Genomic DNA, 21,167 nt, shown 5'->3' with positions numbered 1-21,167 from the left:
CACGGGAAAAAACGGGAGCCCGGTCTTCGGGAAGACTGCGCCAGACGCAAGCCTGAAGCAGGTGGCCGATCCTTAGCTTCAGCCCGATGCGCCCATCAGCAGGCGCGCCGGAGCGTGCGAAAGGTCAAACAATGACCGCGCCGCGGCTCCGTTCAGGGCAAGTCTTATTGTATGACAAATAACGAACCTTCTTTGCATTAACTCGGCTCGAAAATACTTCCCAAAGGTTGCAGATCCTCAGACGTTAGACCGGGAATTTGCCGGTATTGTCCAGCACCTTAAACTGCGCTCTTCCCTCTTAAGACTTCTTGCGTTCGTGCCTGCTAGGATCAATCCTGGCAGTGGCGTGACAGCCATGGCTGCGAGGGAGGAAAACCAACTTGAAACGCAACGGCGCGATGGCCCGGCTCTTCACCGTGGCCTCGGACAATCCGGAGCTTCTGAAAGCGCAGTATCAGGCTTTCACGCGCCAGATGCCGATGATGTATTTCATCCTGCTGTCGAGCACCTGGGCACTGGCGGTCACCCATATGCGCAGCACGCCGCTCTGGCTGGCGATCGGCGTTCCCGCCGTTCTCACCCTCATCTGCGCCAAGCGCCTCATGTTCTGGCGGCGCGTGCGCTTCCAGGAGCCTTCGGCCGAACAGGCGCTGCGCGTGCTGCAGGGAACGAACAGGCTGGCCGTCGGCATCGCCGTCGCCTTTACCACCTGGTCCTTCCTGCTGGTGCCCTATGGCGATGCCTATGCGCGCTCCCATGTCGCCTTCTACATGGCCATCACGGTGATTTCCTGCATCTTCTGCCTGATGCATGTGCGCTCCGCCGCCCTGATCGTCACGCTGATCGTCAATGGCGCCTTCGTCACCTTCTTCCTGGCCATGGGCCATTTGACCTTCGCGGCCGTGACCATCAATGTCGCGCTGGTCTGCTATGGCATGCTGTCGATCCTGTTCACCAATTACCGGAATTTCGAGCAGATGATCGTCTCGCAGCAGCGCACGCGGGCGCTGGGGGACGAGAATCTCCGGCTGGCCAATATCGACCGCCTCACCGATCTGCCCAACCGCCGCGCCTTCTTCTCGCATCTGGAGCAGGCGCTGGACGGCGCCCGGCAGGACGGAACCCGGCTGGCCCTGACGCTGCTCGACCTCGACGGCTTCAAGCCGGTCAACGACGTCTATGGCCATTCGGCCGGCGACCGGCTGCTGATGGAGATCGGTCAGCGGCTGATGACGCTGCCGGAGGGCTGCAAGGCCTTTCGCCTAGGGGGCGACGAATTCGCCATCGTCACGGTCCGGGCGGCCGAAGACGGCCGTCTCGTGGAACAGGCGATGGCCGTGGCCGAGATCATCCAGCAGCCGGTCGCGCTTGCCAAGGCCACGGCCAAGGTCGCGGCCTCGCTTGGCATCGCCGTCTATCCCGATCTGGCCAGCACCTGCGAACAGCTGTTCGACCGCGCCGACTACGCGCTCTATCACGCCAAGCGGATGCGGCGCGGCAGCGCCGTGCTGTTCTCCACCGCCCATGAGCGTACGATCAATGCGGAAGCGCGCATCGAGCAGGCGCTGAAGCAGGCCGACCTCGCCAGCGAGCTGTCGATCGTGTTCCAGCCGATCGTCGACATCGTCCATGGGACGGTGGAAGGCTTCGAGACGCTCGCGCGCTGGGACAGTCCGGTGCTCGGGCGCGTGCCGCCGGCGCAGTTCATTCCGGTGGCCGAACGGACGAGCTTCGTCTCCCATCTGACCCGCGCGCTGCTGCAGAAATCGCTGGCGGTGGCCGCCACCTGGCCGGACTCTGTCTGCCTCGCCTTCAATCTCTCGGCGCAGGATCTCGCCTCGCCGGATGGGGTGACCACGCTGATCGCCATCATCGAAAACAGCGGCCTGCCGGCCAACCGCATCGATTTCGAGATCACCGAAACGGCGTTGACCTATGATTTCGACCAGGTCAAACAATCGGTCGAGCGGCTGCGCGCGCTCGGCTGTCGCATCTCGCTGGATGATTTCGGCGTCGGCTATTCCAGCCTGACGCGGCTGCATGCCCTGCCGCTCACCCGCGTGAAGATCGACCGCAGCTTTGTCTCCGGCCTGCATCAACGTCCGGCGAGCTACAAGATCGTCAAGTCCGTGCTGGCCCTCAGCCGTGACATGGGCCTGGAATGCGTCGTGGAAGGCGTGGAAACCTGCGAGGAACTGGCCGTGCTGCAGCAATTGCAGGCGACGCTGGTCCAGGGCCATCTCTATGCCCGGCCGATGGACGCAGAAGAGATCCCGGCCTTCCTGGCCGATTTCGCACAGCAGCGCCTGGCGGTGTGACCGCAGGCGCGCCGTCTTCTCCGCCCTTCCCAGGATGCGCCTGACGGCGACGTTTCTTCGACACTTATCAAGGCCGATTGACAAGCCCCCGGCTTCGGGGTTAGGAGTTCGGGTAATCGATAACCCAAACCGGAACGGACCCAGCCTTGGCCGCCTCTCTCAACGACATCGCCCGGATTGCCGGCGTCTCGGTGAAGACGGTGTCCGGCGCGCTGCATGGCGGTTCCGCGCGCATGGCGGAGGCGACGCGGGAGCGGATCCTCGAGATCGCGTCCGAGCTCGGCTATGTCACCAATCTGGCGGCGCGCTCCATGCGCCAGGGCTGGATGCCGCTGATCGGGCTGGTGGCGGATGACCTGATCACCTCGCCTTTCGCCACCGAGATCATCCGCGGCCTCGACAGCGCGGCACGCTCGGCCGACATGGCGGTCTTCGCCATGACGCTGGGCGGGCGGCGCGATGTCGGCGCGGTGCTGGAGGAGGTCAGGCGCTTCCGCCCGCGCGCCATCGCCTATGCCGCGATGTATCACAAGACCGTGGCGCTGCCTGAAGGGGCGGGCGACGTGGTGGGCGTGATGATCAATTGCCAGGAGGCGCAGGGCCGCGTGCTGTCGCTGGTGCCGGATGAGGAAGGCGCGGCGCATGAGATCACCCGCTACCTGATCGAGGCCGGCCGCCGCTCGCTCGCCTTTATCAATCTGCCGGGCCTGCTCGCCGGGGAGCTGCGCGAAAAGGGCTTTCGCCGGGCGCTGACGGAAGCGGGCCTAAACGAAGGCACCATGCCGGTGCTGCCGGCGGTGCGCCGGGCGATCTACAGCGACCGCGCGCCGAGCCTCGTCGCGCATCATGTCGCGGCGCTCCTCGACGGGCCGAACCCGCCGGACGCCCTGCTCTGCGGCAATGACCGCGTGGCGATGGAAGTCTATGCCGCGCTGCACCGCCTGGGGCGGCGCATCCCCGACGACGTGGCGGTGGCGAGCTTCGACAATCAGGTGGACATCGCCTCCAGGCTCGATCCGCCGCTGACCACCATGGCCCTGCCGCACCGGCTGATGGGCCGCATGGCGGCCGACATCCTCCTGAGCACGGATCCCGTGCCGCCGGAGGTGCGCCGCCTGCCTTTCCAGATGGTGGAGCGGCGCTCGGTCTGAGGCAAAGGCTGCACCATGAAAGACCGCGGGAGTGGGAATTCGGCAACGCTGCGGGAGCGGCGGCGCGGCCGGGCCAGATGGTGGAGCGGCGCTCGGTCTGAGGTGAAGCCAAGGCCGGCAGCGGCAGGAAAACGAGGAGTTCGGCGGCGCGGCGCAGCATGGGCGCCACCGCCGGGAGGATGCAGCCGGAAGGCTGCGCATGTCCCAGGAAATTCAGGCGTTCCCCGAGGGAGGGGCGGCCTGTGGCAGGCAATCGATACGACCCCAAGGAGGAGGATATCATGATGGGTAAACGTTTACTTCTGGCGACCACCGCCGCCGCTCTGCTGGCTTTCGCGGCCGGCGCTCAGGCCAAGACCGTGATCAAGATGATGCATCAGGGCGATCCGGGCTGGGTGGCCGCCTATGGCGACCTCGCCAAGCGCTTCGAGGAAGCCAATCCCGACGTGGACATCGAGCTGATCTATGCGCCGCACGATGCCTATAACGAGAAGTTCTCGGCCGCCGTCATGGCCAAGCAGCTTCCCGACATCATGGAGCTCGACGCGCCCTTCCTCGCCAATTACGTCTGGTCCGGCTATCTCTCTCCGATCAAGGACGTGATCGACGCCGACGTGCTTTCGGACATGACCGAGTCCAACATCGCCCAGGGCACCTATGTCATCGACAAGCAGCTCTACGGCATCGGCCTGACCGACAGCTCGGTCGTGCTCTACGGCAACCGCAAATACCTGGAAAAGATCGGCGCGCGCATTCCGAAGTCGGTGGACGACGCCTGGACGCGCGAAGAGTTCGAGGCCAATCTCGAGAAGCTGTCCAAGCTCGACGGCGTGAAATGGCCGATCGACACCTTCCGCGGCTATGGCATCAAGACCGAGTGGATCACCTATGCCTATAGCCCGATCCTGCAATCGTCAGGCTGCGACCTGATCGACCGCAAGAGCTGGAAGTCGGAAGGCACGCTGGACAGCCAGGCCTGCGTCGACGCCATGACCATGATGCAGACCTGGGTCAACAAGGGCTGGATCGTGCCGCAGTCCGCCGGCACCAACCAGTTCTACGCGGAAGGACATCCGGCCGCGCTCGCCTTCGGCGGTCACTGGTTTTACGCAGAAGCCGCGGCCGCGATGAAGGACGACGTCGTCGTCATGCCGCTGCCGAAGTTCGGCGCCAAGGGCGCGTCGCCTGACGGCACCTGGATCTGGGGCATCACCACCGCCTCCAAGCACCCCGACATCGCCGGCAAGTTCATCTCCTTCATGCTGAAGGACAAGGCCTATCGCGACTATGCCAAGTCGCAGTCGGCCTATCCCGGCCTGAAGAGCTTCGCCGCCGAAAGCCCGCTCTATGCGGCAGGCGGCCCGCTGGCCGTCGCCTTCGAGCAGGCCTCGAAGACCGCCATTCCGCGTCCGCCGCACCCGGCCTATCCGGCGATCACCGCCGCCTACATGCAGGCCGTGGACAAGATCTTCAACAAGGGCGACGTGAAGTCGGCTCTGAGCGAGGCCGCGCAGAAGATCGACGAGGACATCACCGACAATGACGGCTACCCGCCCTTCAACGGCGCGCAGTAAGCCATCAGCCCGGTCGTTTCCGGCTTAGAGCATCGGACCGAAAAGTGGGAACCGGTTTTCGGAAAAATCCGATGCAAAAACAAAAATCTAGAGCATCGCACTGAGGACTGTTTTCAGTCCGATGCTCTAGTGCCGGGAACGACCGCCGGAAGACATGCGCCAGCGCATCGCGCCGAAGACCGGTTTCAGGTCTTCGGAAAAATCCGGGGCAAAAACAAAAGTCTGGAGCGTCGGACTGCGGAAGGTTTTCAGTCCGATGCACCAGGACGCGGAGGCGGCCCGCCGGCCGCAGGAGAGATCGTCATGAGCATTCCATCTGCCGGCGCGGCGTCCGCCGTGGCCAAACCGCAGCCTGCCCGCCCCAAGGGCCGTCGGCGCGACCGTGCCAGGCTGTTCCAGGAAATGGGCATGCTGGCCCCGGCCGTCATCCTGATGACGGTCTTCCTGATCGCGCCCTTCATCCTGTCCTTCTGGACGGCGATGACCAACCAGCCGCTGGTGCCGCGCCCCACTCCCGTGCGCTTCGTCGGCCTGGCCAATTTCATCCGGATCTTCAACGATCCCCTGTTCTGGACGGCGCTGTGGAACGTCACGCGCTTCACCCTCTGGATCATCCCGGTCCAGTGCGGGCTGGCCTTCCTGACCGCGCTGCTGCTGCATCAGAAGATCCCCTTCCGCAACCTGTTCCGCGGCCTGTTCTTCCTGCCGGCGATCACCTCCATGGTGGTGGTCTGCGTGATCTGGGCCACGCTGTTCCAGTATCCCACAGGCCCGTTCAACCAGATCCTCGGCTTCCTCTCCTTCGGCACGATCCAGCCGATCGACTGGCTGGGCGATCCGAACTGGGCGATGGTCTCGATCGTCCTGCTCTCGGCCTGGCAGGCCTATGGCTTCCAGATGATCATCTATCTGGCCGGGCTCCAGGGCATTTCCGAGGAGCTTTACGATGCCGCGCGCATCGACGGCGCCAATGCGCTGCAGCGCTTCTGGCATGTCACCATGCCGGGCCTGCGCCCGACCCATGTCTTCGTCCTGGTCATCACCACGATCCAGGCCTTCAAGCTCTACACCCAGGTGGCGATCCTCACCCAGGGCGGGCCGAAGAATTCGACCGAAACCGTCGTCCACTACATGGTGCGCATCGGCTATGAGGAGCAGAAGCTCGGCTATGCCTCCGCCGTCTCGGTCATCCTCTTCCTCATCGTCCTCGTCATCGCGCTCCTGCAACGCTTTCTCCTGAGGCGCTACGATGTCTGACACAGCCCTTGCCTCCCGCCCGCTCACCCCGGCCGCCAAGGTTCCCGCACTCCGGCGCCGGCGCTTCAACGCCTACCGCGCCGTGCAGGCCGCCTGCATGCTGATCATCGCGCTGGTGATCGTCTCGCCGCTCTTCCTGCTGGCTGTCGCCAGCCTGAAGGACGACCGCTTCCAGATCCTGGCCGATATGGGCACCTTCCGCGCCTTCTGGGTGTCGAACCCGACGCTCAACAATTTCGCCGAGGTCGCGCATTTCTCCGGCGAACTGGCCTTCGGCCGCTACCTGCTCAATTCGCTGATCATCCTGTTCTGCACCGTGGTCGGGGGTCTCGTGGTCAATTCCATGGCCGGCTTCGTGCTGGCCTGGGGGTCGCTGCGCGGGCGCGCCGTGGTGCTGGCCATCGTCATCGCGCTCTATGTCATCCCGCAGGAAAGCATCATCATGCCGCTGGTGATCATGGTCTCGCGCGCCGGCATCACCGATGGCTTCGCGGTGCAGATCGTGCCCTGGATCGCAAGCCCGCTCTACACCTTCCTCTTCTACCAGTTCTTCGCGCAGCTGCCGAAGGACCTGTTCGAAGCGGCGGAGATGGACGGCGCCTCGGTCTTCCGGGTCTATCGCTCGATCTTCCTGCCGCTCAGCCTGCCGGCGCTCGCCACCGTCTCCATCCTCATGGGCATCGAGGCCTGGAACCAGTATCTCTGGCCGATCCTCGTCACCCAGACCGATTATGCCCGGCCGATCTCGGTCGCCATCGCCACCTTCTTCGGCCAGGACAGCATCTTCTGGGACCGCGCCATGGCGGCCTCCGTGCTGATGATGCTCCCCATCCTCGCCTTCTATCTCGCCTTCCAGCGCTGGTTCGTCAGTTCCTTCGTCGGCTCGGCAATCAAGGGTTAAGCCATGACCGAACAATCTCCATCGCTCTCCGCCGCCGTGACGGCGACGCTTGCACCCGGCAGCGAACTGCATCTCTGGCTGAAGGCGCTGGACGCCGGCCGGCCGGCGCGCGTGACGCTGACGCTCGACGGCCGCCCGGCCGGCGAGGCCGTGGCCGACAATGCCCAGGAATTCACCTTCCGCACGCTCAAGGCAGAGGCCGGCGGCGCGGCCGTCATCGCCTATGATCCCGCGGTCACCGCGCTCTCGGCGGCCTATGCCTTCCAGCCCGACAAGGTGATGGAGGAGGGCATCGCGCCGCTGTTCCATGGCCCGCTCAATCCGCCGCCGGCGCATCTGCCGCTCTATCACTTCGTCCCGCCCTTCGGCTGGATGAACGATCCCAACGGCTTCGGCCGGTTCGGCGGCCGGCCGCATCTGTTCTACCAGCACTATCCCCACAGCCTGCGCTGGAACACCATGCACTGGGGCCATGCGGTCTCCGAGGATTTCCTGCGCTGGCGCCATCTGCCCATCTTCCTCTTTCCCAATGACGCGCTGTCGAAGACGGCCGACGGGCTCGGCGGCGCCTTTTCCGGCTCGGCCATCCCCACGGCCGAGGGCGGCATCCGCGTCTTCTTCACCGAGCAGGTGAAGGACCGGGAGCCGGAGGAGCAGAACCAGTGGAGCGCCGTCTCCACCGATGGCGTGACCGCCGGCCCGGCCGAACTCGTCGTGCCCGGGCGGCCCGAGGGGCTGAACCTGACGCTCGATTTCCGCGACCCCTATGTCATCAAGGGTCCGGACGGGCGCTTCAAGATGCTGCTCGGCAGCCGCGACCGCGAGGGCGGAATCGTGCTGCTCTATGAGACCGACGATGTCGAGGGTGCCACCGGCTGGCGCTATGTCGGCCTGCTCCACCGCGAGAACCGCTTCGGCATGACGGCGGCGGAATGCCCCTGCATCCTGCCGCTCGGCGCACCGGAAGATCCTAAGACCCGCTGGGCGCTGATCTTCGCGCTGCTCACCAGCCGCTGCCCCGACACCGGCCGGCGCAACCTGACGATCGCCACGGTCGGCCGCTTCGACGGCGCCCGCTTCACGCCCGAATTCGAGCAGGAGCTGGATTTCGGCACGGATGCCTATGCCTTCCAGGGCTTCCGCGATGGCGACGAGACGGTGATGATCGCCTGGCTCGCCAACTGGACCGACGTCTCGAAGAAGATCGACTTCCACAGCGCCATGACGCTGCCGCGCAAACTGGTTCTGGACGGAAAGGCCCTGCTCTCGCCGCCGCTCGACACGGCGGAAACCCTGCGCCAGGCGCCGCTCGACGCCACAGCACTGCATCGGCCCGAAGGCATGGCGCTGGGCTCCGGCGCGGCCGAAATCCTGCTGACGCTGCCGCAAGCCGGCACGGCCTTCCGCCTCGACATCGACCATCCCGAGCTGGCGCTCGGCGTGGAGCAGACGGCGGATGGCTTGGCAATCCTCTATGGCGTGTCGGGGGAAAAGCCGTCGCCGCGCTATCTCGCCCGCCAGGCAGCGGCCAGCGAGATCCGCATTTTCCTCGATTGTGGCTCGATCGAGGTCTTCGCCGATGGCGGCCGCTGGAGCGGCACCAAGCGGCTGAAGAGCTTCGCGCCCGCGACAGCCGCGCGGCTGGCCGAAGGCGGCGAGGCCCTGTCGGCCAAGGCCTTCGCGCTTTCGCTGTGAGCGCCTGATCCACGAGCCGACGGCGCGGCGCCCGCATGAGGACGCGCCGCCCTTCGCAAGGCATCGGACCGGAAGCCGGCTTCCGGTCCGATGCGTGAAAAGAACGCATCTTGTCTTTTGCCGCAGCGTCCGAAGCCGGAGGCGATCCGCCCGGGAGGGAGCTGCGCCCATGATCTTGAGGAGACCATCATGGCATCGGTCAGCATCGAACGGGTGGAGAAGCACTACGGCTCCGTGCCCGTCATTCACGGCGTCTCGGTCGATATCGAAGACGGCGAGTTCGTCACGCTCGTCGGCCCCTCGGGCTGCGGCAAGTCCACGCTGCTGCGCATGCTCGCCGGGCTGGAGGAGATTTCCGCCGGCGAGATCCGCATCGGCGGGCGCGTGGTCAACGATGTCGCGCCGAAGGAGCGCGATATCGCCATGGTCTTCCAGTCCTATGCGCTCTATCCGCATATGACGGTGGCCGAGAATATGGGCTTCGCGCTGAAGCTTCAGGGCGTCGACAAGGCCTCGATCGAAAAGCGCGTGCGCGAGGCCGCCGATATCCTGGCACTCGGCCCCCTGCTCGACCGGCTGCCGCGCCAGCTTTCCGGCGGCCAGCGCCAGCGCGTGGCCATGGGCCGGGCCATCGTGCGCCATCCGCAGGTGTTCCTGTTCGACGAGCCGCTCTCCAACCTCGACGCCAAGCTGCGCGTGACCATGCGCGCCGAGATCAAGGATCTGCACCAGCGGCTGAAGACCACCACCGTCTATGTCACCCATGACCAGATCGAAGCCATGACCATGGCCGACCGCATCGTCGTCATGCGCGGCGGCGTGGTGGAGCAGGTCGGCCGGCCGCTGGAGCTCTATGACCGCCCGGCCAACACCTTCGTCGCCGCCTTCATCGGCTCGCCCTCGATGAACCTGCTGGAAGGCCGGGTGGAAAATGGTGCCTTCCGGCTTACGGACGGCGTGACCAGCCTGCCGCTGCCCCAGGGCTTCCATGGCACGCCGGCGACCTATGGTTTCCGCCCCGAGGACATCACACTGTCGGACCAGGGCGTGCCGGCCACCATCGCCGTGGTCGAGCCGACGGGCGCCGAAACCCATCTGGTGGTGCGCCTGGGAGAGGAAAACATCACCGTCGTCACCAAGGAGCGCCTGGCGCTGGAGCCGGGCCAGACGGTCCATCTCAGCCCCAACCTGTCGCGCCTCCACCTTTTTGATGCCGGCGGCCGGCGCCTCGCCGAGCGCGGCGGGGTGAACTGAGGGGCGGCTGCGGCCAGTCGATGGGGATTGGATGGGGGCGCGGGAGACCGCACCTTCGCGCGCAGGCCCCGTCGCCTCTCGCTCATGCCGCCTGTGAAGGATAGAAGGGGTCACGGCCTGTCGCTGACAGCCCGTCGTCTCCTTCCCTTTCCCGGAGCCTGCCGATGTCCACGCCCGCCCCGCCCGTCATCGAACTGGCGACCTATCCCGGCCTCGATCCCCGCATCGTGCTCCTGCGCGCGGGCGAGGAAGTGGATGCCGCTTTCGTGCGCACGCAGCGCTTCGATCTGCTGATCGACACGCTGAGCACGCCTGACGATTGCCGGACGGCGCTGGCGCTTCTGGGCAGCCGCTTTCCCGATCTCGGCACGCGGCCGCTCACGATCGTCAACAGCCATATGGACTGGGACCATTTCTGGGGCAATGCCGCCCTTGCGGGGCGCGGCCCGATCATCGCCCATGCGGCCGCCCGCGACCGGCTTGCCGCACCCGCCGCGCGCCAGACGCTGGCGCAGAAGCAGGCCGAGGATCCGCGTTTCGCCGGCGTGACGCTGGTGGCGCCCGAGATCACCTTCGACGGCGGTCTCCAGCTCGACGGCGGCGATCTGACCATCGAGCTGATCCACACGCCCGGCCACACGCCGGATCATCTCGCCGTCTGGATTCCCGAAATCCGCACCTGCCTTGCGGTCGATGCGGTGGAAATGCCCATTCCTGAGGTTTGGAGCCGCACGCCGGGGGACCTGCATCAGCTGCGCGCCTCGCTGGCACGCATTCAGGCGCTCGATGCCGCCTTCGTCGTCACCGCCCACGGCCGCAGCTGCGACCCGGCGCTGGTGGCCGGAAACATCGCCTATTTCGACGCGCTGGAACAGCGGGTCGCAGCGCTGGCGACCACGGCCGAGGCCCCGGCCGGCCATGACCTTTCAGGCGAGGGCGAAGCTCTTCCGCTCTCCCCTGAGGGCACGGGCCTGCGGCTGGAGGATCTCGTTTCCCTTCCATCCGGCATGGATGCCGACACCCGCGCCTTTTACGAGGGCTTTCACGCCACCAATCTCGCGGCCACGCTTGCGGCGCGACGGCAGGCGCCGGGCGCAGCCTGAGCCAACCGCGAGACAGTTACCCCTCGACCCCCGCCCGGGGGCGATAGTCCAGTCCCATGTCGATGCTGGCAGGGCGTCCCTCGAGCGTGAGCGTGCTGACCCGCGCCGGCGTCTCCGACACCACCTTGCCACCCTTGAGCACGAGGAGCCGCGTCGGCTTCAGCCTGACGGCCTCGATCACGTCGGCGGCCTGCAGCACCACCAGATCGGCCTTGCAGCCGACCTCGAGCCCGTAGCCTTCCAGCCCCATGGCGCGGGCGGAATTGACGGTCACGGCCTCATAGACCCGCTTCTTGTCCTCGATGCCGCCGAGCTGGCCGACATGGATGCCCATATGCGCGACCTCCAGCATGTCGGCCGAGCCCATCGAATACCAGGGGTCCATGGTGCAATCCTGGCCGAAGCAGACATTGAGCCCCGCCGTCATCAGCTCACGCACCCGCGTCAGCCCCCGGCGCTTGGGGTATGTGTCGTGCCGGCCCTGCAGCATGATGTTGATCAGCGGATTGGCGATCACGTCCACCTCCGCCTCCGCCATCAGCGGGATCAGCTTGGAGACGTAGTAATTGTCCATGGAATGCATGGAGGTGAGGTGCGAGCCGGCCACGCGGCCCTTGAGGCCGAAGCGGATGGTTTCTGCGGCCAGCGTCTCGATATGGCGCGAGAGCGGATCGTCGCTCTCGTCGCAATGCATGTCCACGCGCAGGCCCCGCTCGGCCGCGAGCCGGCAGAGCGCCTCCACCGAACGGCGCCCGTCCTCCATCGTCCGCTCGAAATGCGGGATGCCGCCGACGATCTCGATGCCCATGTCGAGCGCCCGCGTCAGCGCCGCCACGCCCTCGGCCGCGCGATAATAGCCATCCTGCGGGAAGGCGACGAGCTGCAGATCGATGTAAGGCGCCACTTTCTCGCGCACCTCCAGGAGCGCCTCGGCCGTCACCAGGCGCGGATCGGAGGTATCCACATGGCTGCGGATGAACAGGAGCCCCTGCGACACCGCGAGATCGCAATAACGCAGCGCCCGCTCCACCAGCGCCTCCCTCGTCAAGAGAGGCCGCAGCTCGCCCCACAGCGCAATGCCTTCGAGCAGCGTGCCCGAGACATTCATGCGCGGCAGGCCGAGCGAGAGCGTGGCGTCCATATGGAAATGCGGATCGCAGAAGGGCGGGCTCACCAGCCGGCCCGAGGCATCGATCACCGCCCCGGCCTGCGCCGCAATGCCGCGCTCGACGGCCGCGATCCGGCCATTGCGGATGGCGATATCGAGACCTTCGCGGCCATCGGGCAGGTTGGCATTGCGCAGGATGAGATCGAACATGAGAGGCCTCCCAAGGCATTCGGAAATTGGGGCGTTCGGGCATCGGACGGACGATCGTCACACAGTCCACGACGCGAACGGTTTATCGGCGATATCCTCCCTTATACCAAGTGTCGATGATAGGGACCCGCGCAACATGGTTCAGGCTTCTGTTTTCGCGCGGCTTTATCGCAAAGCCTGTCACGCCTTTGGCGCGACAGGCTTCAGGGTGCCAACCCGAAAACCGGTGCCCGCTTTTCGGTCCGATGCTCCAAGATTCTGTTTTCGCATCGGATTATTCCGAAAACCGGGTGCCACTTTTCGGTCCGATGCTAGAAGCGCTCGCCCACCAGCTCCTCGCTCTTGGCCCAGAGCGCGCGGGCGCGGTCGGGGTCGAGCGCGTAGGGGCGGACGCCGCCCCTTATGCCCTCGCCGTCCTGGATTTCCGCGACATGGCAATCCTCGCAATAGCGCCCGCCAATGGCCTCGGCCTCGGCGACGACCGCCGCCCAGACGGATGTCGCCGCGCCCTGCGGGATCGACTTGAAGACGAAAGGCGGCATGCCGGCGGCGGCATGACCGGCGTTGATCGAGCTGATGAGCGCTTCCTCTTCGGCCGGCGTCATGTGGCGCAGGAGCTCCGTGCGGATGCCGCCCGGGTGGACGGCGGCGGCGCGGACCCCGCGCGCCCGATGGCGCCGGTCGAACTCGACTGCGAACAGCACATTGGCGGTCTTGGACCGGCCATAGCCGACCCAGGGATCATAGGCGTCCCGCTCGAAATTCGGATCGTCGAGATCGACATCGGCGAAGCGATGCCCGGCCGAGGCGAGATTGACCAGCCGGCCGCCGGGGCCGAGCAGGCCGGCGATGCGGTTGATCAGCACGAAATGGCCGAGATGATTGGTGCCGAACTGGGTTTCGAAGCCTTCCGCCGTACGGCCAAAGGGCGGGGCCATCACGCCGGCATTGGCGATGATGATGTCGAAGGGCCTGGCATCGGCCAGCAGGCTGTCGGCGCAGGCCCGCACGCTGGCAAGCGAGGCGAGATCGAGCGCGACCAGCGAAAAGCCGCCGCCGCCAGCCGTCGCCGCCGCGCGCACGGCTTGCGTGGCGCGCTCGGCCTTGTCGAGATCGCGCGCCGCGCCCACCACTTCGGCGCCGTGGGCCACGAGCGCCCGGGCAGTCTCGACGCCGAGACCGGCCGAGGTGCCGGTGATCAGCACGCGCTTGCCGCGCAGATCCCTGCCGGCCAGCACGTCATCCGTCGTCAGTGTCGCTCCTGAGTTGGTCATGGGAAGTCCGCCTTTCCGTTGACAGTCCGTCCAAGAATCGCCGTTGGCCGCCTGCAAATGGCAATTTCTGCGCTTCCGGTGCTCACGTACCTCAAGTACGCTGCGCTCCGGTTCTCGAAATCACCATTTTCGTCAGACCAACAGCAAGTCTTGAACAGACTGTGAGGAGACCCTGTGTCTCACCTGTCTCATCTGGTCGATCCCGCTGCGATTTGCCTGCCCGATCGGCTCGTTCCCTTGCCTGATCCTCTCATTTCAAGCGCCAATCCCTTGGCAGCGCCGGTGAGATCGGCGATCATCGCCCCATGCAGCAGCTGCTTGATCAAATGTGCCGGCGCGTTCTGCGCCATGGCGGCGGCGAGACCGCCCCGGGGCTTGCGTCCCCTGATGTCGGGCTGCCGGGCGTGTCCATCGGCATTGCCCGGCAAGGCCATCATTCGGTGATGACGCTCTATCAGCCCATGGCCTGCCTCGTGCTGCGCGGCGCCAAGGAGGTGACGATCGGCGACCGGGTGCTGCGCTACGATCCCGCGACATGCTTCGTCGCCTCGCTCGACCTGCCGGCCGCCGGCTGCGTGATCGAAGCCTGCGAGAACGAGCCCTATATCGTCGCCAGCCTGGCGCTCGACAGCGACCTGCTCAGCGAGCTCCTGGCCGATCTTCCGCCGGCGCCCGAAGCCATGCCGGCGGCCGGCTTCGGCGTCGCGCCGGTCACCCTTTCGCTTCTGGAGGCCTGGGATCATCTGCTGGCGCTCATCGACCGGCCGGCCGATATTGCCTTCCTGGCCAGGTCGCGCCAGCGCGAGGTGCTCTATCAGTTCCTGCAGGGGGCGCATGGGCCGATGCTGCGGCAGCTGGTGCGCGAAGACAGCCGCCTCGCCCAGGTGCGCCGCGCGCTCCTGTGGATCCGCGATCATTACGACCAGACGATCCGCACGGAAACGCTGGCCGGCCTTGCCGGCATGAGCGTGCCGACCTTCCACCGCCACTTCAAGGCGGTCACGGCGATGAGCCCCCTGCAATATCAAAAGGCGCTGCGGCTTCAGGCGGCGCGGCGGATGCTGGCGACGAGCGGCGATGCGACCCGCGTCGCCTATGCGGTGGGCTATGAGAGCCCCTCGCAGTTCAGCCGCGAATATGCCCGCCTCTTCGGCGCCCCGCCGTTGCGCGACGCCGCCCGCCTGCGCGGGGGGCGGGCGGAGGCCGGCGCCATGGCCTGACACATCCTCCCTCTGGCCGACGGGAAACGAGGATCGACAAGACGATGCCGCCGATGAAAGGGCCTTGAGCAGCACGCTCATTCCATCGCACCGCGCAGGATCTTTAGTCCGATTGCCCTCGCAGGGAGGAGCGCGTGGGCCTTGAATTGACCGAAGGCACGCGCGTCACCGCCATCCCATCGATCTTTGCATCCCTCCCCTTCCCGATGTCAGCTGCGGCTTCACGAAAGCGGTCACCGCCACCGGCGAATGCGGGAGGAACGGCGCCCCGTCAGGCTTTCGTCATGCCAGCGGAAGGCAGTGACCTATGCCCTGGCGATCATGGCGAACCGTGCTCGCGGCACGGATGCCGCTGACCGCAGCCGGCGGCGCGTTCGGCTTTTGAGGCATCGGTGTCCTCTCCCATGCGGCGGTTCGCCCGGCCCGCACCGCGCCGCCGGTTCGGCTGGACTATGAGCTGCCCCTTGCGCCACTCGCAGAGGCCAGCCTGTCAGTCACACCCGCCGCCCGGTCTGCGGATCGAACAGATGGACCAGCGCCGGGTCGATGCTCAGCGTCAGGCGGTCGCCGGGGCGCAGCTGTTCGCGGCCGTGCTCGACCAGCGCGATCTCGCCTGTTTCGCCGAGGCTGAGATAGGTGAGCGAGCCTGTGGATTCGATCAGGCGCACGGGCAGGGTGAAGCGGCCTATGCCCGTCTGCCCGGCCCCCTCCCCTTCGACGATGCGCAGATGTTCGGGCCTGAGGCCCGCAACCACTGCCTGGCCTGCTTTGAGCGGTGCCTCGCCATGGCGCGACACGGCGATCTGCGGCCTGCCCGGCAGGTCGAGCGCGATGGAGGCGCTGTCAATCCCATGGGCGGCGACGAAGTTCATCGCCGGCGAGCCGATGAAGCCGGCGACGAAGCGGTTTTCCGGGCGGTCGTAGAGGGTCAGCGGCGCGCCCTGCTGCTCGATCACCCCATCCTTCATCACCACCACATGATCGGCCATGGTCATGGCCTCGATCTGGTCGTGGGTGACATAGACGGAGGTCGCGCCCAGCCGGTCATGCAGCGCGCGGATCTCCTTGCGCATGGAAACGCGCAGGGCGGCGTCGAGATTGGAGAGCGGCTCGTCGAAGAGGAAGGCCTTGGGGCTGCGGATCACCGCCCGCCCCATGGCCACGCGCTGGCGCTGGCCGCCGGAAAGCTGGCGCGGATAGCGCGTCAGAAGGCCGGAAAGCCCGGTGAAGCCGGCCACGTCCTGCGCCCTGGCCCGGGCCTCCGTCTTCGAGACGCCGCGCATGCGCAGGGGATAGACCAGGTTTTCCTCCACCGTCATATGCGGATAGAGCGCATAGGACTGGAAGACCATGGCGATGTCGCGCTTGCGCGGCGGCACGGATGTCATCTCGTCCCCGGCAATGGTCAGCCGCCCGGCGGTGATCTTTTCCAGCCCCGCAAGCGAGCGCAGCAGTGTGGACTTGCCGCAGCCGGAGGGGCCGACGAGCGCGACGAAGCTGCCCTTGGCAATCGACAGGTTGATATTCTTCAGCGCGTGATAGGCGCCATAATGCTTGTTGACCTCAGTCAGTTCGATCTGGGCGGTCATTTCAGCGCTCCCGAGGTGAGGCCGGAGACGATGCGGCGTTGCAAGAGGACGAAGAGGGCGAGGATCGGGCCGACATACATCGCGGCAAAGGCCATGATGTTGTTCCATTCGTTGGTGTTGGGCCCCATGAAGGAATTCAGCCCCACCGAGGCCGGCTGCAGCTCCGCCGCCTGGATCATCGACTTGGAATAGACGAACTCGCCGAAGGCCTGCATGAAGATCAGGATGGCCGAGACGAGAATGCCGTTGCGCGCCAAGGGCAGCACGATGAACAGGAAGGCGCCGAGGCGGGAATTGCCGTCCACCAGCCCGGCCTCTTCCAGCTCGGCCGGCACGCTCATGAAGGTGGAGCGCACCAGTACGACGAAGAAGGGCATGGCCTTGGCCGCGATCGCCAGGATGACGGCGAGGCGCGGGGTTGCGAGCAGGCCGAACTGCGAGAAGCCGACGAAGATCGGCGTCACCATCAGCGAGGCCGGCAGCACCTGCAGCATCAGGATGAGGAACAGGCCGATATCGATCCAGACATTGCGGTAGCGCGCCAGCACATAGGCGCAGCCGGTGCCCAGCAGCGTGACCAGCGCCACGGCGCCAAGCGCGATGACGAGCGAATTCCACAGATAGCGGCCGACGTCACGGCTCTGCCAGACGTAAGCGTAGGTTTGCCATTGCGGCTCGCTCGGCCAGAAGCTCGGCGGGGTCGCGAACATAGCCGAGCCCGATTTCAGCGAGGTGACCACCATCCAGTAGAGCGGGAAGAGATAGACGGCCGCGAGCCCGAGAGCGACGGCGAGCAGCAGCCGGTTGCGCCAGGTCTCGCTCATCCGCGCACCTCCTGGCGCGTCGAGCGCACATAGATGACCGAGGCGATCATGACGAAGACGATCATGATGACGGAGATCGTCGCGCCTTGCGCGAAATCATACTGGCGGAAGGAGAGGTCCCAGGCCCAGTATTGCGCGACATTGGAGGCATTGTTCGGCCCGCCCGAGGTGATCGCGGCGAAGAGGTCGAACTGCTGCAGCGTGAAGATCAGCCCCAGCGAGACCACGGCGCCGATCGTGGCGCGCATCATCGGCAGGGTGATGGTGAAGAAGCGGGCGAAGGCGCCGGCCCCGTCCAGCTCCGCCGCCTCGAACAGATCCTTGGGGATGGAGGACAGGCCGACGGACAGCAGGATCATGTTGAAGGAAATGCCGAGCCAGATATTGGCGAGGATGACCGCCCAGAGCGCGAAGGCCGGATCGGAGCGCCAGAAGATATTGCCGGAGATCAGGCCGGCCGAGCGCAGCACATAGTTCAGCACGCCGAAATCGCCTGACAGAATCCAGTTCCAGATGGCCCCCACCACCAGGCCCGGCATGACCCAGGAGACGAGGAACAGGCCGCGCAGCCAGCTGGCGCCAGGAAATTCGTTCCAGAAGAACAGGGCCAGCCCGAAGCCGATCAGGAACTGGCCGGCAATCGAGGCGGTGACGAACAGCGCGGTGTTCTTCAGGATCGGCCAGGTTTCGGGCTGGGAAAACAGCGTGGCATAATTCTTTAGGCCGACGAAGGGCCGCGCGAAGGTGCCGAGCGAGAACATGTCCACCTCCTGCAGGCTCATCACGATGTTGTAGACGAGCGGCAGGCCGGACAGCAGAAAGAGAAAGGCCATGGGGAAGGCGACGAGGCTGACATCGAAGCCGCGCCCGTCCCGCAGGCTGGAAAATATGCTTTTCATCGAAACCCCCTATGGGAACGCATGCCTTCGGGCTCCGCAAAGCCCGGCGCGCCGGATCTTGGCCCGCGCCGAAAGCTTCGGCGCGAACGGGGCGAAGGCCGGCGGACAGTTCGCGCACCGGCGGCTTTGACCGCCCCCGACGGAGGCCGCGCCGTCTCGTCGGCCACGGCCCCCGCGGGGGAGGAAGGCGATGCCCGGACGGGTGGCGTCCGGGCATGGAGATTGGGCAGGGCGACCCCCGTCTCATGGTGACGAAAGGCGGCAAGGTGGCGGCCCCTCATCTGCCTGCCGGCACCCGACCGGGGAGAAGAGACCTTGCGGCACGCGCCCGGCCTACCCTCAAGCTACGAGCACAAGGCATCCTCGCAGCCTGCGGAGCAGAACAGCCGCCGCAAAACGCGCCGCCGGGTCGGCCACTGGCCTCCTCTCCCCCACGGGGAGAGGGCAGGGTGAGGGGGCTGGCGCCGACGCAGACCGAACCAGCCTAGCCCAGCACCGCCTGGATCTTCTTGGCCGCCTGGTCCAGCGCCTCCTGCGGGCTCATCTGGCCGGTCAAGGCTGCCTGGATGGCGTCCTGGATGGCCTTGGAGATCTTCGGCCAGGCGGGATGCGGCCCGCGCGGCTGGGCATATTGCAGCTGTTCGAGGAAGACCTTCAGCGCCGCGTCCTTGTGCGCATTGCCCGTCGGCTTGATCTCGATGTCCTTGCGGGCCGGCAGCTGGCCGAAGCGCTCGAACATCTTGTCGTCCTGTGAGGCGAAATATTCGATGACCTTGAAGGCTTCGTCCGGATGCTTGGTGGAGGAAAAGACCGCCCAGTTGAAATCGCCCATGGCCGAGGAGCGCGGCGCGCCCTTTTCCGGCACGGGAAGCAGGGTAACGCCCCAGTCGAACTTGGCCTCCTGCACCATGCGGTCCAGCTCCCAGGGGCCGGAGATCGCCATGGCGGCATTGCCGGAATTGAAGGTGCCGGTGCTGTCCCACTGCCCGCGCGTCAGCGTGTCGGGTGAGGCGAGCTTCTCGTCGAGAATGGTCTTCCAGGTCTGCAGCGCCTTGACCGCGCCGGGCGTGTTGATGTGCTGATAGCTGCCGCCGCCCATCTGCGCCCAGGGCAGGAACTGGAAGGTGCCTTCCTCATTGCCCTTGGCCGAGAAGGCCAGGCCATAGACGTTCTTGGCCGGGTCGGTCAGCTTGCGGGCGGCCTCCACCAGCTCGTCCCAGGTCTGCGGCGGCGCGTTCGGGTCCAGCCCCTTCGCCTTGAACATGTCCTTGTTGTAGTAGAGCGCGATGGTGTTGGTGGCCTTGGGCACGCCGTAATTCTTGCCGTCCCAGATGGTGGATTTCAGCGGGCCGGGGAAGTAATTATCCGGCTTAATGACGCTCGAGGTCTGGATCCGGCTGGTCAGGTCGAGAAAGGCGCCGCGCGAGGCAAACAGCGCGTGCTCGGGATTGTCCACCGCGATGATATCGGGCGCCTGCCCGGTGGAAAAGGCGCGCATGGCCTCGCTGACCACGTCATCGAACTGCAACAGGCGGTATTCCACCTTGATGCCATTGTTCAAGGCGTTGAAATCCTTGATCAGGTTCGGCGCGGGCTGCGTGTCCTTGTCCAGCGACCAGACGGTGATGGTGACGTCTTCCGCCAGCGCCGGAAGCGCGAAAGCCGAGACGGTGCCGGCCAGAAGGCCGGCCAGAAGCGTGGTCTTGATCCCCATATCATCCTCCATGGTGGGGTGATCTCGAGCATCGGTGCGATGCTCTCGCATGCCCCGGGCCCACGCTCCTCTTCGCGGGCCTCGGGCAATCACGGGCGGAGCGTCGCGCCCCGCCGGTCTCGGCCGGTCAGGCGGGATCGGTGACGAAATCCCCGCCGCGGCAGCGCTTGAGGTGGTTCAGCCCGTGCACCTGCCCGGTCATTTCCAGCTCCCCGCGATAGACGGGATCGTGCCAGCCCTCGATGTCGATCGAGCCGGACCAGCCGGCGAGCCTCAGCTCGGAGATCACGTCGGTCCAGTTGGTGTCGCCGAAGCCGGGCGTGCGCATGAAGACGAAGGGCAGCTTGCCGAAGATGCCGTGCTCGCGGATCACGTCCCAGCGGATGGTCGCGTCCTTGCCATGCACGTGGAAAATCTTGTGCGCCCATTTGCGGATCTGCGGGATCGGATCGATCAGATAGACCATCTGATGGCAGGGCTCCCATTCCAGCCCGATATGATCCTCCGGCGTCTCGTTGAAGATCAGTTCCCAGGCGTCGGGATTGTGGGCGATGTTCCAGTCGCCGCTCTGCCAGTTGCCGTCCATGGCGCAGTTTTCAAAGGCGATCTTCACGCCCTTGTCGGCGGCGCGGCGCGACAGCTCGCTCCAGATTTCCTTGTAACGCGGCAGGCTGTCGGTCAGCGGCTTGCCGCGCACACGCCCGGTGAAGCCGGCCACGCAGGTGGCGCCGAAGTGATGGGCATTGTCGATGCAGTCCTTCCAGCCCTGCAGCGTTTCCAGGTCCATCGCCTCGGTTTCCAGCGGATTGCCGAACATGCCGAGCGTGGACATGGTGATGTCGCGTGCGCCGATCGCCTCACGGCAGCGCTTGCCGAGTTCGGCCAGATCCTGCCCGTTGGTGGTCTGCCAGAAGAAGGGCTCGAAGCTTTCAAAGCCCAGATCGGCGATCTGGCCGATGCGCTTGGCCGCCTCGCCGCCCGAAGCGCTGATCATGGTGCCGATGCGGATGGATTGTGCCGGGTTGCTCACCTGTCTGTCTCCTTCAAAGCCATGGTCGAAGCCGGCGTCGCTCGGC

Annotated in this window: 16 protein-coding genes; 9 read left to right on the top strand and 7 right to left on the bottom strand. The window is 66.0% G+C overall.

What is annotated here, in order from left to right; all coding sequences use genetic code 11:
• The first annotated feature begins 398 nt into the window (after positions 1 to 398).
• From BJF92_RS22895 to BJF92_RS22860, 8 genes are all read left to right on the top strand, one after another.
• Positions 399 to 2,318, top strand: a complete 1,920-nt coding sequence (locus BJF92_RS22895; protein ID WP_075637119.1) for a putative bifunctional diguanylate cyclase/phosphodiesterase — start codon at positions 399 to 401, stop codon at positions 2,316 to 2,318.
• 146 nt (positions 2,319 to 2,464) lie between these two features.
• Positions 2,465 to 3,469 carry a LacI family DNA-binding transcriptional regulator gene (locus tag BJF92_RS22890; RefSeq protein ID WP_075637078.1) on the top strand — a complete coding sequence of 335 codons (1,005 nt, stop codon included), beginning with the start codon at positions 2,465 to 2,467 and terminating at the stop codon, positions 3,467 to 3,469.
• A 284-nt stretch (positions 3,470 to 3,753) separates the two neighbouring features.
• Positions 3,754 to 5,043, top strand: coding sequence for an ABC transporter substrate-binding protein (locus BJF92_RS22885; protein WP_075637118.1), 1,290 nt, complete (start codon positions 3,754 to 3,756; stop codon positions 5,041 to 5,043).
• A gap of 303 nt (positions 5,044 to 5,346) precedes the next feature.
• Positions 5,347 to 6,300 (top strand): carbohydrate ABC transporter permease, encoded by a 954-nt coding sequence (locus BJF92_RS22880; RefSeq protein WP_075637077.1) that lies wholly within the window; start codon positions 5,347 to 5,349, stop codon positions 6,298 to 6,300.
• A 97-nt stretch (positions 6,301 to 6,397) separates the two neighbouring features.
• On the top strand, positions 6,398 to 7,201 hold the full coding sequence (locus BJF92_RS22875) for a carbohydrate ABC transporter permease (RefSeq protein ID WP_245294873.1): 804 nt from the start codon (positions 6,398 to 6,400) through the stop codon (positions 7,199 to 7,201).
• A 3-nt stretch (positions 7,202 to 7,204) separates the two neighbouring features.
• Positions 7,205 to 8,896 (top strand): glycoside hydrolase family protein, encoded by a 1,692-nt coding sequence (locus tag BJF92_RS22870; protein ID WP_075637075.1) that lies wholly within the window; start codon positions 7,205 to 7,207, stop codon positions 8,894 to 8,896.
• A 189-nt stretch (positions 8,897 to 9,085) separates the two neighbouring features.
• The gene (locus BJF92_RS22865; protein WP_075637117.1) at positions 9,086 to 10,150 is read left to right on the top strand and encodes an ABC transporter ATP-binding protein; all 1,065 of its coding nucleotides are present in this window, start codon (positions 9,086 to 9,088) and stop codon (positions 10,148 to 10,150) included.
• A gap of 164 nt (positions 10,151 to 10,314) precedes the next feature.
• On the top strand, positions 10,315 to 11,253 hold the full coding sequence (locus BJF92_RS22860; protein WP_075637074.1) for an MBL fold metallo-hydrolase: 939 nt from the start codon (positions 10,315 to 10,317) through the stop codon (positions 11,251 to 11,253).
• A 16-nt stretch (positions 11,254 to 11,269) separates the two neighbouring features.
• Here the strand turns inward: BJF92_RS22860 and BJF92_RS22855 are convergent, their stop codons facing one another.
• A complete protein-coding gene (locus BJF92_RS22855) occupies positions 11,270 to 12,571 on the bottom strand; it encodes an amidohydrolase family protein (RefSeq protein ID WP_075637073.1) in 1,302 nt (433 codons plus the stop codon).
• 311 nt (positions 12,572 to 12,882) lie between these two features.
• The gene (locus tag BJF92_RS22850; protein ID WP_075637072.1) at positions 12,883 to 13,845 is read right to left on the bottom strand and encodes an SDR family NAD(P)-dependent oxidoreductase; all 963 of its coding nucleotides are present in this window, start codon (positions 13,843 to 13,845) and stop codon (positions 12,883 to 12,885) included.
• Positions 13,846 to 14,150: 305 nt separating this feature from the next.
• Between BJF92_RS22850 and BJF92_RS22845 the strand changes: the two genes are divergently transcribed.
• Positions 14,151 to 15,065, top strand: a complete 915-nt coding sequence (locus BJF92_RS22845) for an AraC family transcriptional regulator (RefSeq protein ID WP_075637071.1) — start codon at positions 14,151 to 14,153, stop codon at positions 15,063 to 15,065.
• A 494-nt stretch (positions 15,066 to 15,559) separates the two neighbouring features.
• Here the strand turns inward: BJF92_RS22845 and BJF92_RS22840 are convergent, their stop codons facing one another.
• From BJF92_RS22840 to BJF92_RS22820, 5 genes are all read right to left on the bottom strand, one after another.
• Positions 15,560 to 16,654 carry an ABC transporter ATP-binding protein gene (locus BJF92_RS22840; RefSeq protein ID WP_075637070.1) on the bottom strand — a complete coding sequence of 365 codons (1,095 nt, stop codon included), beginning with the start codon at positions 16,652 to 16,654 and terminating at the stop codon, positions 15,560 to 15,562.
• Positions 16,651 to 17,478, bottom strand: a complete 828-nt coding sequence (locus tag BJF92_RS22835; RefSeq protein ID WP_075637069.1) for a carbohydrate ABC transporter permease — start codon at positions 17,476 to 17,478, stop codon at positions 16,651 to 16,653. The genes BJF92_RS22840 and BJF92_RS22835 overlap by 4 nt, the downstream gene beginning before the upstream one ends.
• Positions 17,475 to 18,377 (bottom strand): carbohydrate ABC transporter permease, encoded by a 903-nt coding sequence (locus tag BJF92_RS22830; protein WP_075637068.1) that lies wholly within the window; start codon positions 18,375 to 18,377, stop codon positions 17,475 to 17,477. Before BJF92_RS22830 ends, BJF92_RS22835 begins: the two co-directional genes overlap by 4 nt.
• A gap of 484 nt (positions 18,378 to 18,861) precedes the next feature.
• Positions 18,862 to 20,091 carry an ABC transporter substrate-binding protein gene (locus BJF92_RS22825; protein WP_075637067.1) on the bottom strand — a complete coding sequence of 410 codons (1,230 nt, stop codon included), beginning with the start codon at positions 20,089 to 20,091 and terminating at the stop codon, positions 18,862 to 18,864.
• A gap of 127 nt (positions 20,092 to 20,218) precedes the next feature.
• Positions 20,219 to 21,121, bottom strand: coding sequence for a sugar phosphate isomerase/epimerase family protein (locus tag BJF92_RS22820; protein WP_075637066.1), 903 nt, complete (start codon positions 21,119 to 21,121; stop codon positions 20,219 to 20,221).
• Positions 21,122 to 21,167: the final 46 nt, after the last annotated feature.

Source organism: Xaviernesmea rhizosphaerae, assembly GCF_001938945.1.
Lineage (GTDB): Bacteria > Pseudomonadota > Alphaproteobacteria > Rhizobiales > Rhizobiaceae > Xaviernesmea > Xaviernesmea rhizosphaerae.
Note: the sequence above shows the minus strand (reverse complement) of the source record. Positions and strands in the feature narration are given on the sequence as shown.

Excerpts from the sequence above, each read along its gene's own strand:
- BJF92_RS22895 (WP_075637119.1), top strand. The coding sequence starts at position 399 with ATGGCCCGGCTCTTCACCGTGGCCTCGGACAATCCGGAGCTTCTGAAA.
- BJF92_RS22885 (WP_075637118.1), top strand. The coding sequence starts at position 3,754 with ATGGGTAAACGTTTACTTCTGGCGACCACCGCCGCCGCTCTGCTGGCT.
- BJF92_RS22880 (WP_075637077.1), top strand. The coding sequence starts at position 5,347 with ATGAGCATTCCATCTGCCGGCGCGGCGTCCGCCGTGGCCAAACCGCAG.
- BJF92_RS22875 (WP_245294873.1), top strand. The coding sequence starts at position 6,398 with ATGCTGATCATCGCGCTGGTGATCGTCTCGCCGCTCTTCCTGCTGGCT.
- BJF92_RS22870 (WP_075637075.1), top strand. The coding sequence starts at position 7,205 with ATGACCGAACAATCTCCATCGCTCTCCGCCGCCGTGACGGCGACGCTT.
- BJF92_RS22865 (WP_075637117.1), top strand. The coding sequence starts at position 9,086 with ATGGCATCGGTCAGCATCGAACGGGTGGAGAAGCACTACGGCTCCGTG.
- BJF92_RS22860 (WP_075637074.1), top strand. The coding sequence starts at position 10,315 with ATGTCCACGCCCGCCCCGCCCGTCATCGAACTGGCGACCTATCCCGGC.
- BJF92_RS22855 (WP_075637073.1), bottom strand. The coding sequence starts at position 12,571 with ATGTTCGATCTCATCCTGCGCAATGCCAACCTGCCCGATGGCCGCGAA.
- BJF92_RS22850 (WP_075637072.1), bottom strand. The coding sequence starts at position 13,845 with ATGACCAACTCAGGAGCGACACTGACGACGGATGACGTGCTGGCCGGC.
- BJF92_RS22845 (WP_075637071.1), top strand. The coding sequence starts at position 14,151 with ATGCAGCAGCTGCTTGATCAAATGTGCCGGCGCGTTCTGCGCCATGGC.
- BJF92_RS22840 (WP_075637070.1), bottom strand. The coding sequence starts at position 16,654 with ATGACCGCCCAGATCGAACTGACTGAGGTCAACAAGCATTATGGCGCC.
- BJF92_RS22835 (WP_075637069.1), bottom strand. The coding sequence starts at position 17,478 with ATGAGCGAGACCTGGCGCAACCGGCTGCTGCTCGCCGTCGCTCTCGGG.
- BJF92_RS22830 (WP_075637068.1), bottom strand. The coding sequence starts at position 18,377 with ATGAAAAGCATATTTTCCAGCCTGCGGGACGGGCGCGGCTTCGATGTC.
- BJF92_RS22825 (WP_075637067.1), bottom strand. The coding sequence starts at position 20,091 with ATGGGGATCAAGACCACGCTTCTGGCCGGCCTTCTGGCCGGCACCGTC.